Source organism: Desulfovibrio sp. ZJ369, from assembly GCF_011039085.1.
GTDB lineage: Bacteria > Desulfobacterota > Desulfovibrionia > Desulfovibrionales > Desulfovibrionaceae > Desulfovibrio.
On sequence record NZ_JAAKEI010000002.1, the window covers coordinates 29,613 to 46,304 of the forward strand.

Here is a 16,692-nt window from a genome sequence, read left to right on the forward strand (position 1 = left end):
GAAAACCCGCGCCGCGCTGAAGGCCGCAGCGATCCCTGGAGCATATTGCTAATTTCATGAGCAAAACGCTCTCACGGCTCCGCTGTAAGGCCGGCGCGAGGCGAGCAGGGTTGCGCCCGTTCGGGCGCAGCAAAGTACGGGCGCGGCAGCTGTAGCCCGCAAGGGCGTACAGATAGCGACACAGGGCTAGTGACAGCAACGATGCAGCGCGCTGCCCGCGCGAACGCAGAGCGCATGTTCACGAACACAAGGCCCTTGGCATGTTTTGCCGGGCGCAGGCGGTCAGCTTCCGCAACCGTCCGGGCAGTGGCGCTTTAGGGGACTGAAGCTGTTCTAGAGCATTTTGCTTTTGAAATTATTCAATTTCAAAAGCGGCGCTGCCATCATTTCCCCGCAAGCGGGACAAGCGCCTGAAAAGCGTGGTTTTCAGGCTCATTCGGCGCGGGCGTCCGCTCCCGCGGCCGCCAGAGCGGTTGCCGTTTTCAACAGCAAACCGCTCTACCCTTCGGTATCGGGCGCTTCCTGCCCATCGGGCAGGGGATTGTACAGGCTCATGTCATCCGGCAAGATTTTGCCGGCTGCGATTTCGCGCAGAGCGGTGACCACTTCCTTGTTGCGGGTCTCCACCAGGGGTTCATAGCCCTCGCGGTATTGGTGGACGCGCTTGATGGCCATTTGGACCAGCAAAAAACGGTTGTCCACGCGTTCCTGACAATCTTCCACAGTAATGCGGGCCATGCTGCCTCCTCTTTGCGCGGCCGTAAGGCCAGCACGGGAACGATTGAGAAATAATACCGCCCGGCCGGATGTAAAGGGGCCGGGCGCGAATATGTCATGGAGTAAGGCTTTACCTGCCGAAACAAGATATGATATGGGTATGCGCCGAGTCTGTCAACAGCACGGTGCGCTTGCGTTGTCCGTCAAGGGCCGGAGGAACCATGCCCGCATTCAGCTTTGTGAATCCCGTCCATGAACCGGACGGCGTGCATGCGCCCTGCGCCGCATTGTGTATGCCGCGCGCGGCGCGGGTGGGGTATGCCTGCCAGCGCACGCGGGCCAGGCAGCGCGCTTGCCCTGCGGAGCAACAACCGTGAGCAGGGAAAAGCGTTCTTTTGCCCAGGAAGTCTGCGTCAAAAGCGCGGGCAAAGCCATGCAGAAAACCGGCATGCTCTGGCCCGGCTGCCGGGTGGGCGTGGCGGTCTCCGGCGGTGTGGACAGTTTCGTCCTGCTCAAGACGCTCAAAATACGCCAGGGCATTGTGCCGTTCCGTTTTGAGCTCATGGCCCTGCATCTGAACCCCGGCTTCGCGCCGCAAAGTCATGCCGCGCTCCTGCCCTGGCTGGCGCAGGAGGGCATTGCCGCGCATCTGGAAGTGACGGATTACGGGCCACAGGCCCATTCGGAGCAAAACCTGCGCCGTTCGGCCTGCTTTCGTTGCGCCTGGCTGCGTCGCAAGCGGCTTTTCGAGCTTTGCGCGCGTTACGGCCTGAGCCATCTGGCCTTGGGCCACAATGCCGAGGATCTGGTGGAGACGTTTTTTCTGAATCTCTGCCGCAACGGCCGGGTGGATGGCATGAGCATGAGCGAGCCCTTTTTCAACGGGGGCCTGCAAGTGATCCGGCCGCTGCTGCTGGTGGAAAAGAAGTATATCATCAAGGCCGCCCGGCAGTGGGAACTGCCAACATGGGCCAATGCCTGCCCTTCGGCCGGGCGCACCGCGCGCAGCAGCATGGCCCGCAGTCTGGAACAGCTCTACGGCGTGAGCAAAGACGCCCGGCGCAGCATCCTGAACGGTCTGACCCGCTGGCAACTGCGCAAAAACAGCCCTGGCGCGGAAAATGCGGATTGACGCCGGGCAGCGTTGCGCTGTTTCGGCAAACGCGCCTGGGCCGGAGCGCGCGTTGCAAAAGCAAGCTGCTCTAGGATTGAAGGTATTTCACCAGGGTCTTTTCAAAAAAGTCGATGATGCCGTCGGCCATTCTGGTAATCGCGCCGTTGTGCTGCTCCAGATAATACACGGCCGGATCGCCGGCCAGCATGAGCAGGCGGTCGCCGGGGCTGTAAAGATAAAATTCGCCGATGACCAGGGCTTCGGAGCCGGGCATGACGATGGGACCGAACTCGGCGGCCTTGACGGACAGACCGGCCATGGAAAGGGCGGCGCAATGGCCGATCAATTCCCTGAGCTCCTTGGAAAAAGTGAATTCCAGCTTTTTTTCCAGGCCCGCGATTTCTTCCGGCCCAAGGCCCGGCGCGGCGTTCAGATCTTCAAAATCACCTGCGGCGGCGTAAAATGCAGGCAGCAGAGCCTGCAAAGCCTGCCGCCCGTCGGCAGCGGGAGCGGCGTGGGCTGTCTGCACAGGGCCGGGCGCGTTTTTCGGCATGGGCTTTTCCTCCTTGTGGGCGGTTCGTTGCCAGGGCTGACCCTGGGCCGCGAACCGCGCAGACACTATACACGCCCGCGCGCTTCTTGTCAGCAGCAGGCGAGGGCCTTGCCGGGCTGCCGCATAAGACGCGTCAGCCCTGTATGCGGCGCAACGGCGCATTGACAGGGGGAGCGCCTGACCCTACAATAGAAAATTCATGCTGCTCGGCAAATACCATATCGTCATCTTCAAGGAAGGACGCAGCGGCAGCCGCAATCTGCGGATGCGCGGCTGGTTCGGCTTTGCGGCCTGCGTGCTGATCCTGGCGCTGATCGCCTGCAATGTGTGGCTGGCGCGCGCCTGGCTGCAATCGCGCCCTCTGGGCGACGAGCTCGCCAACGCGCAGCGCGTGCTTGAGGAACAGCGCCGCCAGCTGGCCAATCTCACAGGCAGGATCTCGGCTGTGAGCCAGGACTTGCAGCGCGTGCAGCGTTTTGATTCCAAGCTGCGGGTCATGATGAACATGGAAAAGGACCCTGCCGATGTGGGCGGCGGCATGGAGCGTTTGAGCGATTTTTCGCGCTCCTACCTGCCATTGCACCGGCAGGAGCTGGCTGCCCGCAAGATGCAGAATTTTCTGGCTTTGCTTTCCGAGTCCGTGCGTCTGGAGGAAGTCCGCCAGCAGGATCTTTTGCGCGCCCTGCGCGAAAACCGCGACGCGCTGGCCTCCATGCCGTCCATCTGGCCGGTGGTGGGTTTTGTGTCTTCCAGCTTCGGGGGGCGTTCCTCGCCGTTTGGCCGCGGCGGCCAGTTCCACAAGGGCCTGGACATCAGCAACCGCATGGGCACGCCGATCATGGCTCCTGCCCAGGGCACGGTGATTCTGGCCGGGCGTGACGGGGCCTACGGCAACAGTGTGGAAATCAACCACGGCGGCGGCATCATTACCAAGTACGGGCACATGCAGCGTTTTTCCGTGCAGAACGGCCAATGGGTCAAACGCGGCGAAGTCATCGGCTATATCGGCATGAGCGGCCGCACCACCGGGCCGCATCTGCACTATGAGGTGCGCCTGAACGGCGTGCCGGTCAATCCCATGCGTTATATTCTGGAATGACAAAGCAGGCCTTTTCCTCCGGCGGCTCTCCCGCGGCCGTGCTGAAAAGCGTTGCGCGCCGCATTTTCTTTTTCTTCCTCCCGACATTTCCGCATCCGGCATTAGCTGTTGCACTACGGGGATAGCCTGGTCTATACTGCCTCTGCAGTGTCTCTGGGCTGGATCCATGCGCCTGCGGAGCTGGGGCGGCGCGTTCATCATTCAACAACGGGGAGTGCCCAAATGGCCAAGACAGGTAACGCATCCCTTATTCTCAAATTGCTGGCCGGGCTGATCATCGGCGCGCTGCTGGGTTTTGTGGCCAACGAGTCGGTCATGGACGTGGTGGTTTCCGCCCGGCATATTTTCGGTCAGATCATCTTCTTTCTGGTGCCTCTCGTGATTGTGGGCTTCATTACTCCGGCCATCGTGCGCCTGGGCCGCAACGCCAGCAAAATTCTGGTGACGGCCGTGTGCCTGGCCTACGTTTCCTCTGTGGGCGCCGCGCTTTTTTCCATGTTCTCTGGCTATCTGATCATACCGCATCTTTCCATCGCCACCCAGACGGAAAATTTGCGCAGCCTGCCGGAAATGGTCTTTCGTCTGGATATTCCGCCGCTGTTCAGCGTCATGAGCGCGTTGATCACCGCGCTTTTCTTCGGCCTGGGCATCGCCTGGACCAAGTCCGAAACCCTGAGCAGGATTTTCATGGAATTGGAGCGCGTGGTGACCTGGCTGGTGACCAGGGTGCTGATCCCCATTCTGCCCTTTTTCGTGGGCCTTTCCTTCATGGGTCTGGCCTATGAGGGCTCGCTGACCAGGCATCTGCCCGTTTTCGTGAGCATGGTGCTTCTGGTGATCGTGGGTCACTTCATCTGGCTCGCGCTGCTCTACGGCATCGGCGGCGCGGTTTCCGGGCGCAATCCTTCCAGGATTTTCCGCTACTATGCGCCGGCCTATCTGACGGCAGTGGGCACCATGTCCAGCGCGGCCACCCTGCCCGTGGCCCTGGAGTGCGCGCGCCGCTCGCCCGTGCTCAGCAAGACGATGGTGGAATTCATGGTGCCGTTGGGAGCCACTGTGCATTTGTGCGGTTCCGTGCTCACGGAGACCTTTTTCTGCATGACCATCAGCCTGATGCTTTACGGCACGCTGCCTTCGCTGGGCACCATGCTGCTGTTCTGCGTCTTGCTCGGCATTTTTGCGGTGGGCGCGCCCGGCGTGCCCGGCGGCACAGTGGTGGCCTCGCTGGGCATTGTGACCGGCGTGCTGGGTTTCGATCAGACCGGCGTGGCTCTTTTAATCGCTATTTTCGCCCTTCAGGACAGCTTCGGCACGGCCTGCAACGTCACCGGCGACGGGGCCCTGACCCTGATGCTGGAGGGGCTTTTCAACCGCCACGGCGAGCTCGGGCCCCTGCAGAGCCCGCAGGACATGGAGAATGCATGAGTTGTTCACGACAAGCCTTTCTTGATTTGCTGCATCAGGAAGTGGTGCCCGCCCTGGGCTGCACCGAGCCCATTGCCGTGGCCCTCGCGGCGGCCAGGGCGGCTGAAACCCTGGGGCGGCCGCCCGATCGCCTGACTGTGGAGGTCAGCGCCAATCTGCTCAAGAACGGCATGGGCGTCATGGTGCCCGGCGCCGGCGAGACGGGCCTGGCTATCGCGGCCGCTGTGGGAGCATTGGGCGGCAAAAGCGGGCTCGGCCTGGAATGTCTGCGGGATCTGACCCCGGAGCAGGTGGCGCGGGCCAAAGACATGGTCAGGACCGGCAAGGTGGAACTCAAACTGCCGGACAATGATCTGCTGCTTTTCTGCACCGTGACGGCCGTCAGTGGCGCGGACACGGCCACGGCCGAGCTGCGGGACAGTCATGCCAACATCACCCGGGTCTGGCGCGGGCAGGAGCTGATCTTTGAAAAAAAACGGAGCGCCGGGGCCGACGGCCAGGCCGCGGACGGGGCAGCCTGGCCCCTGACGCTGGCGGGCATCCATGCCTTTGCCACCACGGCGCCCCTGGAGGAAATATCCTTTATTCTGGAAGCCGCGCGCATGAACCGCCAGGTGGCCGAGGAAGGTCTCAAAACCCAGTACGGTCTGGCCGTGGGCAAGAGCATGGACGCCCGGATCCGGCAGCAAATGCTCTCCGACGACATGCCCAGCTTTGCGATCAAGCTCACGGCCGCGGCCGCGGACGCGCGCATGGCCGGGGTGATGATGCCGGTGATGAGCAATTCCGGCAGCGGCAATCAGGGCATCACCTGCACCATGCCGGTGGTGGCCTGCGCCATCCGTCTGGAAAAGAGCGACGAGGAGCTGGCCAGGGCCCTGATCGTGAGCCATTTGGTCTCCATTCACATCAAGCACCACCTGGGGCGGCTCTCGGCTCACTGCGGCGCAATGGTGGCGGCCACGGCCGCGGCCTGCGGCATTGCCCTGCTCCTGGGCGGCGGGCTCAGGGAAATGGAAATGACCGTGCGCAATATGGTGGGCAATATGGCGGGCATGATCTGCGACGGGGCCAAAAGTTCCTGCGCGCTCAAGGTGGCTTCAGCCGTGGGCGCGGGCATTCAGGCCGCCATGCTGGCCATGAGCGGCTCGGCCGTGCCCGGCAATGAAGGTATTGTGGATGAGGACATTGAAACCTGCATCGCCAATCTGGGGCGTTTGGGCTCCACGGGCATGCGCGAGACGGATAAGGTGATTTTGGATATCATGCTGCATAAAACCTAGAGCGGTTTGCTGATTTCATGAGCAAACCGCTCTGGCTGATTTCATGGGCAAAATGCTCTAGATCTGCGGCCGGCCTATGTGGGGCAGGGCGCGCTCCAGGGCGTGCCCGATGCTGAGCAGATCCGCTTCTTCGAAGGCTTTGCCGATCAATTGCAGGCCAACGGGCATCCCGCTTTCCCTGCCCAGGCCCGCGGGCAGGGCCAGACCCGGCAGGCCCGAGAGGTTGAGCGAAAGGGTATAGGCGTCCATGAGATACATTTGCAGGGGATCGGCCGTGTGACTGCCCAGATCCCAGGCCGTCACCGGCGAGACAGGGGCGCAGAGCGCGTCGCAGAGCTCCAGAGCGGCCAGATACTCGTCGCGGATCAGGCGGCGCACCTGCGCGGCCTTGCGGTAGTAAGCGTCATAGTAGCCTGAGGAAAGCACATACGCCCCGAGCATGATACGGCGCTTGACCTCCTGGCCGAAGCCTTCGGAGCGGGACTTGACGTAGAGCTCCTCCAGGTTTTTGACGTTGGCGGCGCGGCGGCCGTAGCGCACGCCGTCAAAGCGGGCCAGGTTGGAGCTGGCTTCGGCCATGGCGATAATGTAATAGGTCGCAATGGCCGCATCCGTATGCGGCAGGCTCACTTCCACCAGTTCCGCGCCCTGGTCGCGCGCCTTTTGCAGGGCGGCGTCGCAGGCCGCGCGCACCTCCGGCGTCAGACCGTCCTTGAAAAATTCCCTGGGCAGGCCCAGGCGCACGCCCTTGAGATCACAACGGGTCAGGGCCGCGGCATAGTCCTGCACAGGCCGCGGGTCGCTGGTGGCGTCACGCGGATCGTGCCCGGCGATCACCGTCAGCACCCGGGCGCAATCTTCCACGCTGCGGGCCAGAGGCCCGATTTGATCCAGTGAGGAACCGTAGGCAATCAGCCCGTAGCGCGACACCCGGCCATAGGTGGGCTTGATGCCCACGCAGCCGCAGAGCGAGGCGGGCTGGCGGATGGAGCCGCCCGTATCGCTTCCCAGAGAGGCAAAGCATTGCCCGGCGGCCACTGAAGCGGCGGAGCCGCCCGATGAGCCGCCCGGCGTTTTGGCCGTATTCCAGGGATTGCGGGTTTTTTTGTAGGCGGAATTTTCCGTGCCCGATCCCATGGCGAATTCATCCAGATTGGCTTTGCCCAGAATCACGGCCCCGGCCGCGCGCAGCTTCTCCACCACAAAGGCGTCATAGATGGGCGTGAATCCTTCCAGAATGCGCGAACCCGCGGTGGTGGCGAGGCCTTTGGTGGAGAGCGCATCCTTGAGCGTCACGGGCACGCCCCAGAGCGGCAGCGCCGGATCTGGCCCCTGCCGGTCAAGCTCTGCCGCGCGGCTGCGCGCGCCGTCAGCGTCCACCGTGAGCATGGCTGCGATTTCGGGCTCTGTGGCAGCCATGCGTTCCAGGCAGGCAGCGGTTGTTTCCGCGGCGCTGAGTTCCTTTTTTTGCAGGGCCGTGGCCACTGCCGTGAGCGAGAGTGAACAGATGTCGGTCATGCGTATCCTGCCTGGAGCTGAAAATATGTCGGGCCATCAGGGCTCTTGCCGCAACGATTCGAGCCTACACGATTCTCGGAACAATGAAGTATTCCCCGTCCTGCTCCGGCGCGTTGGCCAGCACTTCCTGTCGTGTGCGGCGGTTGACGGCCTGATCCTCCCGCCCCGGGGCCGCGTGCTGCGCCGGGCTGTACAAGGGCTCCACATTTTCGGTGTCCACCTGAGCGAGCACGTCCATATAGCCCAGGATATCCCCGAACTGGCGGGCAAACAGGGCCTGTTCTTCCGCACTGACGCTCAGGCGGGAAAGCGCAGCCATGTGGGCCACTTCTTCGGGGCTGATGGTTTTGTTTTCTGCCATTGCTTTCATCCTTTGTCTGTACGGCGCGCCGGCGGCTGACGCCATATAACTCTAAGCGTTACACGGTGCTAGCGGGCCGGGGCCGGCGGCCTTGCGGGCAGGCGCAGCTTGTAGGAAGGCTGCGGCGTGGCGCTCAGGGGCAGGACGCCGCTTGCCGGGGTCTGGGTCTGAGGCGCGGCGGGCGTTATGCCCGGAGCCTGGGGGTTGCCTTCGGCGTCCACGGCCGGAAGGCCCTGCATACGCAGCGCGGCCCGTTGCAACACGTCGGATCGGGCCTGGCTGAATTGCTCCAGGTTGAGCGGGGTCATGCCCGCGGCCGAAGCCTGAAACAGAAAGAGCTTCTGATGCGCCACGCCCGTGCTGTCCCAGGTGATGGGAGCCATGCCCCAGATCATCCGGGCCGCGCGCCCGGCGCGCGCGGTTATTTCCGGCGAAGTCAGGCGGGAAGTAATCCCCAGCGAGGCGGCAAAGCGCGTGAAATCATAGCCCAGGGCCACCCAGAGGTCAGTGCCCGGAGCTTGCAGGGCGCGCGGAGCCTGTGCGGCATTCCATGCGCCGGGGAACACGGCCAGGGCATATTTTTCCGCATTGGGCGCCAGCTTGCCGGAGAGGCTCTGCTCCCAGAGGGTCGTGCCCAGCAGCACCAGACGATCCTCGCCGTTGTACAGCAGGCTGGTGGTCAGCATATCCATGTTTTTCCAGGAGTCGGGCAAAAAGAGGGCCTCAAAGGCCGTCTGGGGAATGGGCGCGCCGCTGCCCTCGGCCTGGGCGGCGTTGATCAGCGGCGCCACAGCGTCGCTCCAGGAGCTGGGGTTTGCCGGATCATACGAGGCTTTTTGCAAAACCATGTTCCGGGCGGCCAGGCTTTGCTCCAGCAGGCCGGTCATGCGCGCGCCGTAGGCGTCGCTCGGATAAAAGGCTCCATAGGCGCGGATGTTCAGGCCGTTGGTGGCAAAAGCGATCAGGGTGTCGATCTGATCCTGCGGGCTGGGGAAAAACCGCCAGGCCCTGGCCCCCTCGTCGCCCTGTTCCAGGGAAGGCAAAAAAGTGAAAAAAGCGCGTTGTTCCGTGGCCCTGGCCGCGCGGGCCTGGGCATAGCCGCGGGCCTGCAGCGGGCCGCCCACCACGGCGCATTCCGAAGGCAGGGCGGTCAGCCGGGCCAGCCAGTCCGGAGCTTCGGTATTGACCATCTCAAGACGCGGCTTGCTGGCCCCGCCAGTCAGCTCGCGCATGGCCAACTGCGCGCCGCGCCTGATTTTGTTGGCAATGGGCGCGTACGGGCCGGAAGCGGGCAGAGCCAGCACAATGCAAGGCCCGGCCTTCGGCATGGGCGTCGCGGGCGTGAGCGGCCCGGCTGCGCGCTTGCCGAAGGGCATCTGGCAGGCGGCAAGCATGAACAGCGCGGCCAGACTGACGAAGGCCGCGAAAAGGGCAGGGGGGCTGAAAGGCACAGGACGAGGCAGGGTAGGCATGGCGGCTCCTCGTAGCGTATTTTCTGCTTGAGAGTCTCTCATTTCAATCGGAATGCCGCGGGAACAAAGCGCCGGGCAACAGACAGCCGGACGGATCCTCTGTGCCGCCGGCAAGGCTCAGGGCGCGCCCGCGGCCGCCGAAACGGCATGGTCAGGGACGCGGCAGGCGCTTTGATCATAAAAAAAGGCCCGACCGTATCGGTCAGACCTTTTTTAGTACAGCATACGCGTGCTGGCAAGCCGGTCACGTCGTCTTATTTCTTCACTTCCGTGTAATCGGCGTCCACCACGTCGTCGTTGCCGGAATTGCCGGCATTGGCGGAACCGCCCGCGGCCCCCGCGCCTGCGCCGAAGTCGGCGCCTTGCTGGCCGCCCGCGGCTCCGGCGTTCTGCTGGGCCTGCTGCTGGTAGAGCTGTTCAGCCAACTTGTGCGAAGCCTTGGCCAGTTCCTCGGTGGCGTTTTTAATGGCCGCGGCGTCCTCGCCTTCCATCAGCTTGCGCAGTGAGGCGATTTTACCTTCAATGTCGCTCTTCACGGACGCGTCCGCCTTGTCGCCGAGATCGGTCAGGGATTTTTCCGTGCCGTAAATCAGGCTGTCGGCATGGTTGCGGGCTTCGATCAGCTCCTGTTTCTTTTTGTCGTCGCTGGCGTGGGCCTCGGCCTCGCGCACCAGGCGCTGAATGTCCTGCTCGGAGAGGCCGGAGGAAGCCGTGATCTTGATGGACTGTTCCTTGCCCGTGCCCATGTCCTTGGCCGAGACATTGACGATGCCGTTGGCGTCGATATCGAACGAGACCTCGATCTGCGGCACGCCGCGCGGCGCCGGGGGGATGCCGGTCAGGTCAAAGCGGGCCAGGGTCATATTGTCGTTGGCCATGGGGCGTTCGCCCTGCAGCACATGGATGGAAACCGAGGGCTGATTGTCCGCGGCAGTGGTGAAAATCTGACTTTTGCGCGTGGGGATGGTGGTGTTGCGCTCAATAAGCCTGGTGAACACGCCGCCCATGGTTTCAATGCCCAGGGAAAGCGGGGTCACGTCGAGCAGCAGCACGTCCTTCACGTCGCCGCTGAGGATGCCGCCCTGAATGGCCGCGCCCATGGCCACCACTTCGTCGGGATTCACGGAGCGGTTGGGCTCCTTGCCGAAAAAGTCGCTGACCACTTTCTGAATCAGGGGCATGCGGGTCATGCCGCCCACCAGGATGACTTCGTCAATCTGCCCGGGCTCAAGCCCGGCGTCGGTCAGCGCCTTGTTGCAGGGCTCAATGGTGCGATCCGCGAGATCGCGCACCAGAGATTCCAGCCTGGCCCTGCTGAGTTTGATCAGCAGATGCTTGGGGCCGTTCTGATCCGCAGTGATGAAGGGCAGATTGATTTCTGTCTCCATAGCTGTGGACAAATCTTTCTTGGCCTTTTCCGCGGCTTCTTTCAAGCGCTGCAGGGCCATGCTGTCCTTGGAAAGATCGATGCCGTTTTCTTTTTTGAATTCTTCAACCAGCCAGTTGATGATCCGCTGGTCGAAATCTTCACCGCCCAGGAAGGTGTCGCCGTTGGTGGCGCGCACTTCCACGACGTTGTCGCCCACTTCCAGAATGGAAATATCAAACGTGCCGCCGCCCAGGTCGAAGACCGCGATTTTTTCATTGGCCTTTTTGTCCGAACCGTAGGCCAGGGAAGCGGCTGTGGGCTCGTTGATGATCCGCTTGACCTCAAGACCGGCGATGCGCCCCGCATCCTTGGTGGCCTGACGCTGGGCGTCGTTAAAGTAGGCGGGCACGGTGATCACGGCTTCAGTCACCGGCTCGCCCAGGTAGGCCTCGGCGTCGGCCTTGAGCTTGGCCAGGATCATGGCGGAAATCTCAGGCGCGCTGTAGACGCGGCCATCGACTTCCACGCCGGCGTCGTCATTGGGGGCCTTGGTAATGGCATAGGGCGAATGTTCTTTCCAGCGATCCACTTCGGGGCTGTCATATTTGCGGCCCATAAGGCGCTTGATGGCGAAAATGGTACGCTTGGGATTGGTCACGGCCTGGCGCTTGGCGATTTCGCCCACCAGCCGCTCCTTATCAGTGAAAGCCACCACGGAAGGCGTGGTGCGGCCGCCCTCGGGATTGGTGACGCATTTGGGGTCTTTGCCCTCCATGACGTACACGCAGGAGTTGGTGGTGCCAAGGTCAATGCCGATAATTTTTGACATATGTGTGTCCTCCTCAGGGAATATGGTCAGGCCTGGCGGAGCGTTACCCCGCTGCGCGCAGCAAAAGCGCTCATTCTGCTGCGGATGAATCCGCGCGGATCTGCCCGTTGCGGGCCGTTTGGACGTCCGCGGGCCAAAGCGGACGCCGCACTGCGCCTCTAGAGCATTTTGCTTTTGAAATTATTCAATTTCAAAAGCGGCGCTGCCATCATTTCGCCTGAAAAGCGTGGTTTTCAGGCTCATTCGGCGCGGGCGTCCGCTCCGCGGCCGCCAGAGCGGTTGCCGTTTTCAACAGCAAACCGCTCTAATGCTGGCAACGTGCGCCGCGCGAGCAATAAAATAAGGCTTCCTGTGGGCGCGTCCAGTGCCGGAGAAAGATTTTTACAAAAAAACCTCTTTTTTTGCAGGGAGCCGATGCATGTTTTCTGAGCAAGAAGAGGAGGGAAATTTTCAACAAGTGCCGACGCCCCGCGCAGTGAGAGCGTGTTGCTCATTTCATTGGCAACACGCTCTCACGTCGGGGGATTTCTGGCTGTAGCGGCTCTCACGAGCCGCGCCACAGGCGGGTTTCTGCTTCATCAAGACTGCAGCAAAACGCTCTAGCCTGTGTGAGCGGTGGCCGCGCCTGTCGCGTCCGCGCCCTGATTGCGGATATTGTCCAGAATGGCCGCAATCACCTGCGCCTGCCGGTTCATGGCATCCACCTCAGCGGCGGCGTTGTTCATGGCCTCGGCCATATTGCTGCTCAGGTCGTTCACCTCCGCGATGTTCCGGTTGATCTCCTCGGAAGCCGCGGACTGCTCGGTGGCGGCCGTGGCGATGGCCGCCACCCGGCTGCTGGAATCATTGGCCAGGCTGAAGATTTGCTCCAGGGAACCGCCGGAATCCTGAGCCATGCCGGTCACCTCGTCAATGGCCCGCACCGCGCTTTCCACGGTAAGCGCGCTTCTGCCGGTCCCCTGCTGGATGGTCTCAATGGCGGATTCCACGTCGCGCGTGGCGCTCATGGTTTTTTCAGCCAGCTTGCGCACTTCGTCGGCCACCACCGCAAAGCCGCGCCCCGCGTCACCGGCGCGGGCGGCCTCAATGGCCGCGTTGAGCGCCAGCAGATTGGTCTGATCCGCAATGTCGCGGATCAGCGTGAGCACCGCGCCGATATCCCGCGCCTGCCTGTCCAGACTTTCCATCTCGCTTTTCAGGCCGGTGGACTGCTCCTGCACGGATTGGATGCTCCGAATGGTGCGCAGCATCAGCTCCGTGCCGTCCCGGGCCTGCCCCTGCACCGAGGAGGAGGCGTGCGCCGCATTTTCGGCATTGCCCGCCACTTCCAGCACGGTGGAATTCATTTCTTCCATGGCCGTGGCTGTTTCGGCCATGCGCGCGGCCACCCGCCGGGTATGCTCGCGCACGTCGTCGATCTTGCCCGTAAGCTGATCCGCCGTGGCGTTGAGCCCGGCCACCACGCCTTCCAGAGAGTTCACCGTGTCCATACGGGCCTTGACGCTGGCCTCCTCGGCTTCTTTTTGCAGGCGCAGGCGTTCGGTGACGTCCCTGGCCACTTCGAGGTGCCCGATCCTCTGGCCCTCCTGATCATGCAGATAGTCCAGCGAGATTTCCATGCTCCTGCCGTTGGGCATGTGATTGAGGACGTTGTGGTTGCCCTGGCGCAATTGTTCGATGCCGCACTGGGGGGTATTGCAGATATTTCCCTTTTTTTCCGAACAATGGAGGCCGCGCACCTCGGCCATATCGGTTTTGCCCATGCTGTTGAGGGCAACCGTGTTGCAGAAGGTCCAGCGCATATCCATGTCCGTGACGGAGATGCCGTAAGGCAGCGCATTGAGGATGCTCTCGTACCAGTGCGTCTGTGCGCGCAGTTTGCCGACCATGCCCCGCAGGGCTTCGGCCAGATGGCCCAGACAATCGCCGCGGTATACGTCCAGATCGATGTTGTCCCCTTGGGCCACGGCTTCGGCAAAGCTCACGCATTTCTTGATCGGCCTGAGTGTGCGGCGAATGTACACGCTGCCGAGCAGCATAATCAGCGCGGCGGCCGCGAGACTGCAGAACAGAGCGGCAAAAAGGCCGTCTGACGCGGGAACATTGGCCGCCAGGCCGGGCTCAAGCTGTGTCGCCTGCTGGAATGAACGATCCAGATAGATATAACCGGGGGCCATCATGGCAGCGCAGGTCAAAAGCACTGCACCGATAAGAACAAGCACAAGTTTTGTGTCGAGAGTTGAGCGCATTATGTGTTTCCTCCACTAGCGGGCAGACAATGCAGTGTGTTTTGACCAGGGCGGGCCGATTTTCTCCTCCTGCGGCATGAAGCTGGCGAAATACGGGGGGGCCCGGGGCGCTCCCGGAACAGGTAAAGCGCATGCGGGCAGGTAAGCGGAAAGATTCGGATGGCGTTTTTACAGCGCGACTCGCGTTGCTTGCCAGGGAAGACGCGTGCGACCACTGCGCCTGCTTTCGCAAGGTATGCGCTTGTGGCGCGCAGCGGGGAAAAGACAGGCTCTCTCTCTCTCTCTCTCTCTCTCTCTCTCTCTCTCTCTCTCTCTCTCTCTCTCTCTCTGCCGGGACGACGAGAAGGGACTATTCTGCATAACCAATCCTGCGGTTAGGGCCATTTCATTTTGAAATTGAAGGATTCACTTTTACGGTGAAACTTCTTTCTCAACCATGTAAAATTAACATGACTTTTTTAAGAAAACCATCGCAAAGGTGAATCCCTCCTGAAATTGCTCTGACGGTTGCGGGAGCAGGCGGTTTCAAAACTTTGCGATTGTATAATCTCAAAGTTACTCTGCTCCAGAATATGCACGATGCAAATTGTTGCCTTGCGATACCGAAAGCCGCAGGCTCCGGGCAGCTCTCAATAGGATTTTTGAAGAAAAAACGTAAAAATCTATATGAGTAATATGTTTCTATATATCTGAGAAAAGCGTTGCGCATGACAGGAGACAGTGCCCGCGCAGCGGTTCCCGGCGGCATATATGCGCCTCTTCCTGAGTAGTATACTAGGGAATTGTTGAAAAGTCGACAACAATATCAGCCTGCTGAGGAGCAGGCGTGTTGGCGGCTTCGGACCACGGCAAGGCTGCCCTGCGCTGACGCCGCAGTGTGCGCGACGCCGCGGGCGTCAGCCGTTGGCGGCTGTGCCGCCTTACGGATGACGACAGCAGAGAGAGGCGCAGGCGAAATGTACTTTCGCCGTTACGCGCCGGAGCGAGCGTTTCAAAAGCAATATGCTCTACTTAACCAGAGAGGAAAGCGCGAGCACCAGACAGATGCCGAAAATACAGGAGACAGTCGCCAGATTCCCGTTGCCTGAGACATTGGCTTCAGGGATGACTTCTTCCACAACCACATAGATCATGGCTCCGGCGGCAAAAGACAGGGCCACCGGCAGAAGTCCGGCCGCGATTCCGGCTGCCAGCGCGCCGGGCACCGCGCCCAAAGGGGCCGTGACGCCGGAAAGCACGCCGTAAAAACAGGATTTGCGGGCTGAGTAGCCTTCGGCGCGCATGGCCGTGGAAACGACCAGCCCTTCCGGCACATTTTGCAGCATGATGGAAAAGGTCAGCACCAGAGCCGTTGTCAGGCCGAGGCTTTCGGAGCCCACGTTCAGGCTTTCGGCCGCGGCCGCGCCGTATCCCACGCCGATGGCCAGGCCTTCGGGAATATGATGCAGAGCCATGGCCGTGACCAGAAGGATGCTGCGCCGCCAGCTGGTCGAAAGGCCCTCCGTGGTGTCCTGGAGCATGTGGATGTGCGGCAGCACGCGGTCCAGGCCCCAGAGAAAAGCCGCGCCCAGCAGCAGGCCCGGAATAATGGGCGCAAAGGACCAGCGCCCCAGATGCGCGGAAAGTTCAAGCGCGGGTTGCAGCAGGCCGAAAAAAGCCGCAGCCAGCATCATGCCCCCGGCCGCGCCCAGCAGACAGTCCATGGCCCGGCGAGAAAACTGACGCCGGGTAAAAATAATCGCCGCGCCCAGGCTTACGGAAAGCCAGGAAAGCAGGCCGGCCACCAGGGCCTGGAATACGGGCTGTGAAAAAAGTTCCATACACGACGGATGCTCTTGCTGTCGCGCAGGTTTTGGCCGCGCCGCAGGTTCTGTGCTTCTGCCGCGCCGGTGCGCGCAAGTCGGCCCGACGCGTGCTTGTGGACAAGACATGCACGGAAGCCCGCAGTGCATGCCCTGCTTTCGGCGTGCCTTGCAAACTCCGGTTGCAGTGATACTATAGTCTTTTTGCAGCGGTCTGTCAGCTCATTGATCGTCAGTCACAGGGCTGCCGCATACAGAGCGAAACAGATCAGGTTTCCAGGCACGTTTTTACAAGTCCTGTCGATATTGCAGGGACTGGCGCAGGGTCTCCCTGTCCATGTATTTGATCTCCGCGCCCAAAGGAATGCCCTGGGCCAGGCGGGACAGCCGGATCTGCGGGAAGCGCTTGCGCACCAGCCGCCGGATGAAGGAGGCGGTGTTTTCCGCTTCCAGGGTGGCGCCGAGCGCCAGGATCAGTTCCCGCACCTCGCCTTCGGCCAGACGGTTCACGAGCCTGTCCAGATCCAGGCTTTGGGAATCCGTCCGCTCCAGGGGCGCCAGCAGGCCGCCCAGAATCATATATTGGCCGCGGTAAAAGCCGCCTTCATCCAGGGTCAGCATACTGTCCCACTCCGTGACCAGGCAAAGCACGTCGCGGCTCCGCCCGGCGTCGGCGCAGATCGCGCAAGGGTCAGTGGACGAAAGGCCGCCACAGCGCGAGCAGAGATGCAGATTGTCGCGCAAATCATGAATGCCCCGGCCCAGGCGTCGGGTTTCGGCCTCCGGCCACTTCAGCAGGGTCATGGCCACGCGCATGGCCGACTTGGGCCCCAGGCCCGGCAGCCGGGCGAGCTGCTCCACCAGGGCCTTGAGAGGTTCGGGAATCCGGCTGTGCATG

Annotated in this window: 14 protein-coding genes; 4 read left to right on the top strand and 10 right to left on the bottom strand. The window is 62.0% G+C overall.

Annotated elements, in window-relative coordinates:
• Window positions 1-498: 498 nt before the first annotated feature.
• A complete protein-coding gene (gene rpoZ, locus G7Y51_RS00785; protein ID WP_165174523.1) occupies window positions 499-738 on the bottom strand; it encodes a DNA-directed RNA polymerase subunit omega in 240 nt (79 codons plus the stop codon).
• Window positions 739-1,090: 352 nt separating this feature from the next.
• Here rpoZ and G7Y51_RS00795 point away from each other — a divergent pair, with 352 nt between their 5' ends.
• Complete coding sequence (locus tag G7Y51_RS00795; RefSeq protein WP_165174525.1) at window positions 1,091-1,849, top strand: tRNA 2-thiocytidine biosynthesis TtcA family protein; 759 nt, start codon at window positions 1,091-1,093, stop codon at window positions 1,847-1,849.
• A 70-nt stretch (window positions 1,850-1,919) separates the two neighbouring features.
• Here the strand turns inward: G7Y51_RS00795 and G7Y51_RS00800 are convergent, their stop codons facing one another.
• Window positions 1,920-2,450, bottom strand: coding sequence for an SMI1/KNR4 family protein (locus G7Y51_RS00800; protein WP_241160086.1), 531 nt, complete (start codon window positions 2,448-2,450; stop codon window positions 1,920-1,922).
• A 133-nt stretch (window positions 2,451-2,583) separates the two neighbouring features.
• Here G7Y51_RS00800 and G7Y51_RS00805 point away from each other — a divergent pair, with 133 nt between their 5' ends.
• The 3 genes from G7Y51_RS00805 (at window position 2,584) to G7Y51_RS00815 (ending at window position 6,194) form a co-directional block, all read left to right on the top strand.
• Window positions 2,584-3,483, top strand: a complete 900-nt coding sequence (locus G7Y51_RS00805) for a M23 family metallopeptidase (RefSeq protein ID WP_165174526.1) — start codon at window positions 2,584-2,586, stop codon at window positions 3,481-3,483.
• Between the two features lie 222 nt (window positions 3,484-3,705).
• A complete protein-coding gene (locus tag G7Y51_RS00810; RefSeq protein WP_165174527.1) occupies window positions 3,706-4,911 on the top strand; it encodes a dicarboxylate/amino acid:cation symporter in 1,206 nt (401 codons plus the stop codon).
• Window positions 4,908-6,194: an L-serine ammonia-lyase, iron-sulfur-dependent, subunit alpha gene (locus G7Y51_RS00815; RefSeq protein ID WP_165174528.1), complete on the top strand. Its 1,287-nt coding sequence runs from the start codon at window positions 4,908-4,910 to the stop codon at window positions 6,192-6,194. Before G7Y51_RS00810 ends, G7Y51_RS00815 begins: the two co-directional genes overlap by 4 nt.
• Window positions 6,195-6,251: 57 nt before the next feature.
• Here the strand turns inward: G7Y51_RS00815 and gatA are convergent, their stop codons facing one another.
• The 8 genes from gatA to recR all read right to left on the bottom strand — a co-directional run bounded on the left by gatA (window position 6,252) and on the right by recR (window position 16,691).
• Entirely contained in the window at window positions 6,252-7,712 is a 1,461-nt protein-coding gene (gene gatA / locus G7Y51_RS00820) for an Asp-tRNA(Asn)/Glu-tRNA(Gln) amidotransferase subunit GatA (RefSeq protein WP_165174529.1), read from the bottom strand.
• 64 nt (window positions 7,713-7,776) lie between these two features.
• Entirely contained in the window at window positions 7,777-8,073 is a 297-nt protein-coding gene (gatC, locus tag G7Y51_RS00825; protein ID WP_165174530.1) for an Asp-tRNA(Asn)/Glu-tRNA(Gln) amidotransferase subunit GatC, read from the bottom strand.
• Between the two features lie 68 nt (window positions 8,074-8,141).
• Window positions 8,142-9,545 (bottom strand): hypothetical protein, encoded by a 1,404-nt coding sequence (locus G7Y51_RS00830; protein ID WP_165174531.1) that lies wholly within the window; start codon window positions 9,543-9,545, stop codon window positions 8,142-8,144.
• 254 nt (window positions 9,546-9,799) lie between these two features.
• Window positions 9,800-11,743: a molecular chaperone DnaK gene (dnaK, locus tag G7Y51_RS00835; RefSeq protein ID WP_165174532.1), complete on the bottom strand. Its 1,944-nt coding sequence runs from the start codon at window positions 11,741-11,743 to the stop codon at window positions 9,800-9,802.
• 239 nt (window positions 11,744-11,982) lie between these two features.
• Window positions 11,983-12,237, bottom strand: a complete 255-nt coding sequence (locus G7Y51_RS00840) for a hypothetical protein (RefSeq protein ID WP_165174533.1) — start codon at window positions 12,235-12,237, stop codon at window positions 11,983-11,985.
• A 105-nt stretch (window positions 12,238-12,342) separates the two neighbouring features.
• The gene (locus tag G7Y51_RS00845; protein WP_165174534.1) at window positions 12,343-13,992 is read right to left on the bottom strand and encodes a methyl-accepting chemotaxis protein; all 1,650 of its coding nucleotides are present in this window, start codon (window positions 13,990-13,992) and stop codon (window positions 12,343-12,345) included.
• 1,007 nt (window positions 13,993-14,999) lie between these two features.
• Entirely contained in the window at window positions 15,000-15,812 is an 813-nt protein-coding gene (locus G7Y51_RS00850) for a ZIP family metal transporter (protein WP_165174535.1), read from the bottom strand.
• A 270-nt stretch (window positions 15,813-16,082) separates the two neighbouring features.
• Window positions 16,083-16,691 carry a recombination mediator RecR gene (recR, locus tag G7Y51_RS00855; protein ID WP_165064873.1) on the bottom strand — a complete coding sequence of 203 codons (609 nt, stop codon included), beginning with the start codon at window positions 16,689-16,691 and terminating at the stop codon, window positions 16,083-16,085.
• Window position 16,692: the final 1 nt, after the last annotated feature.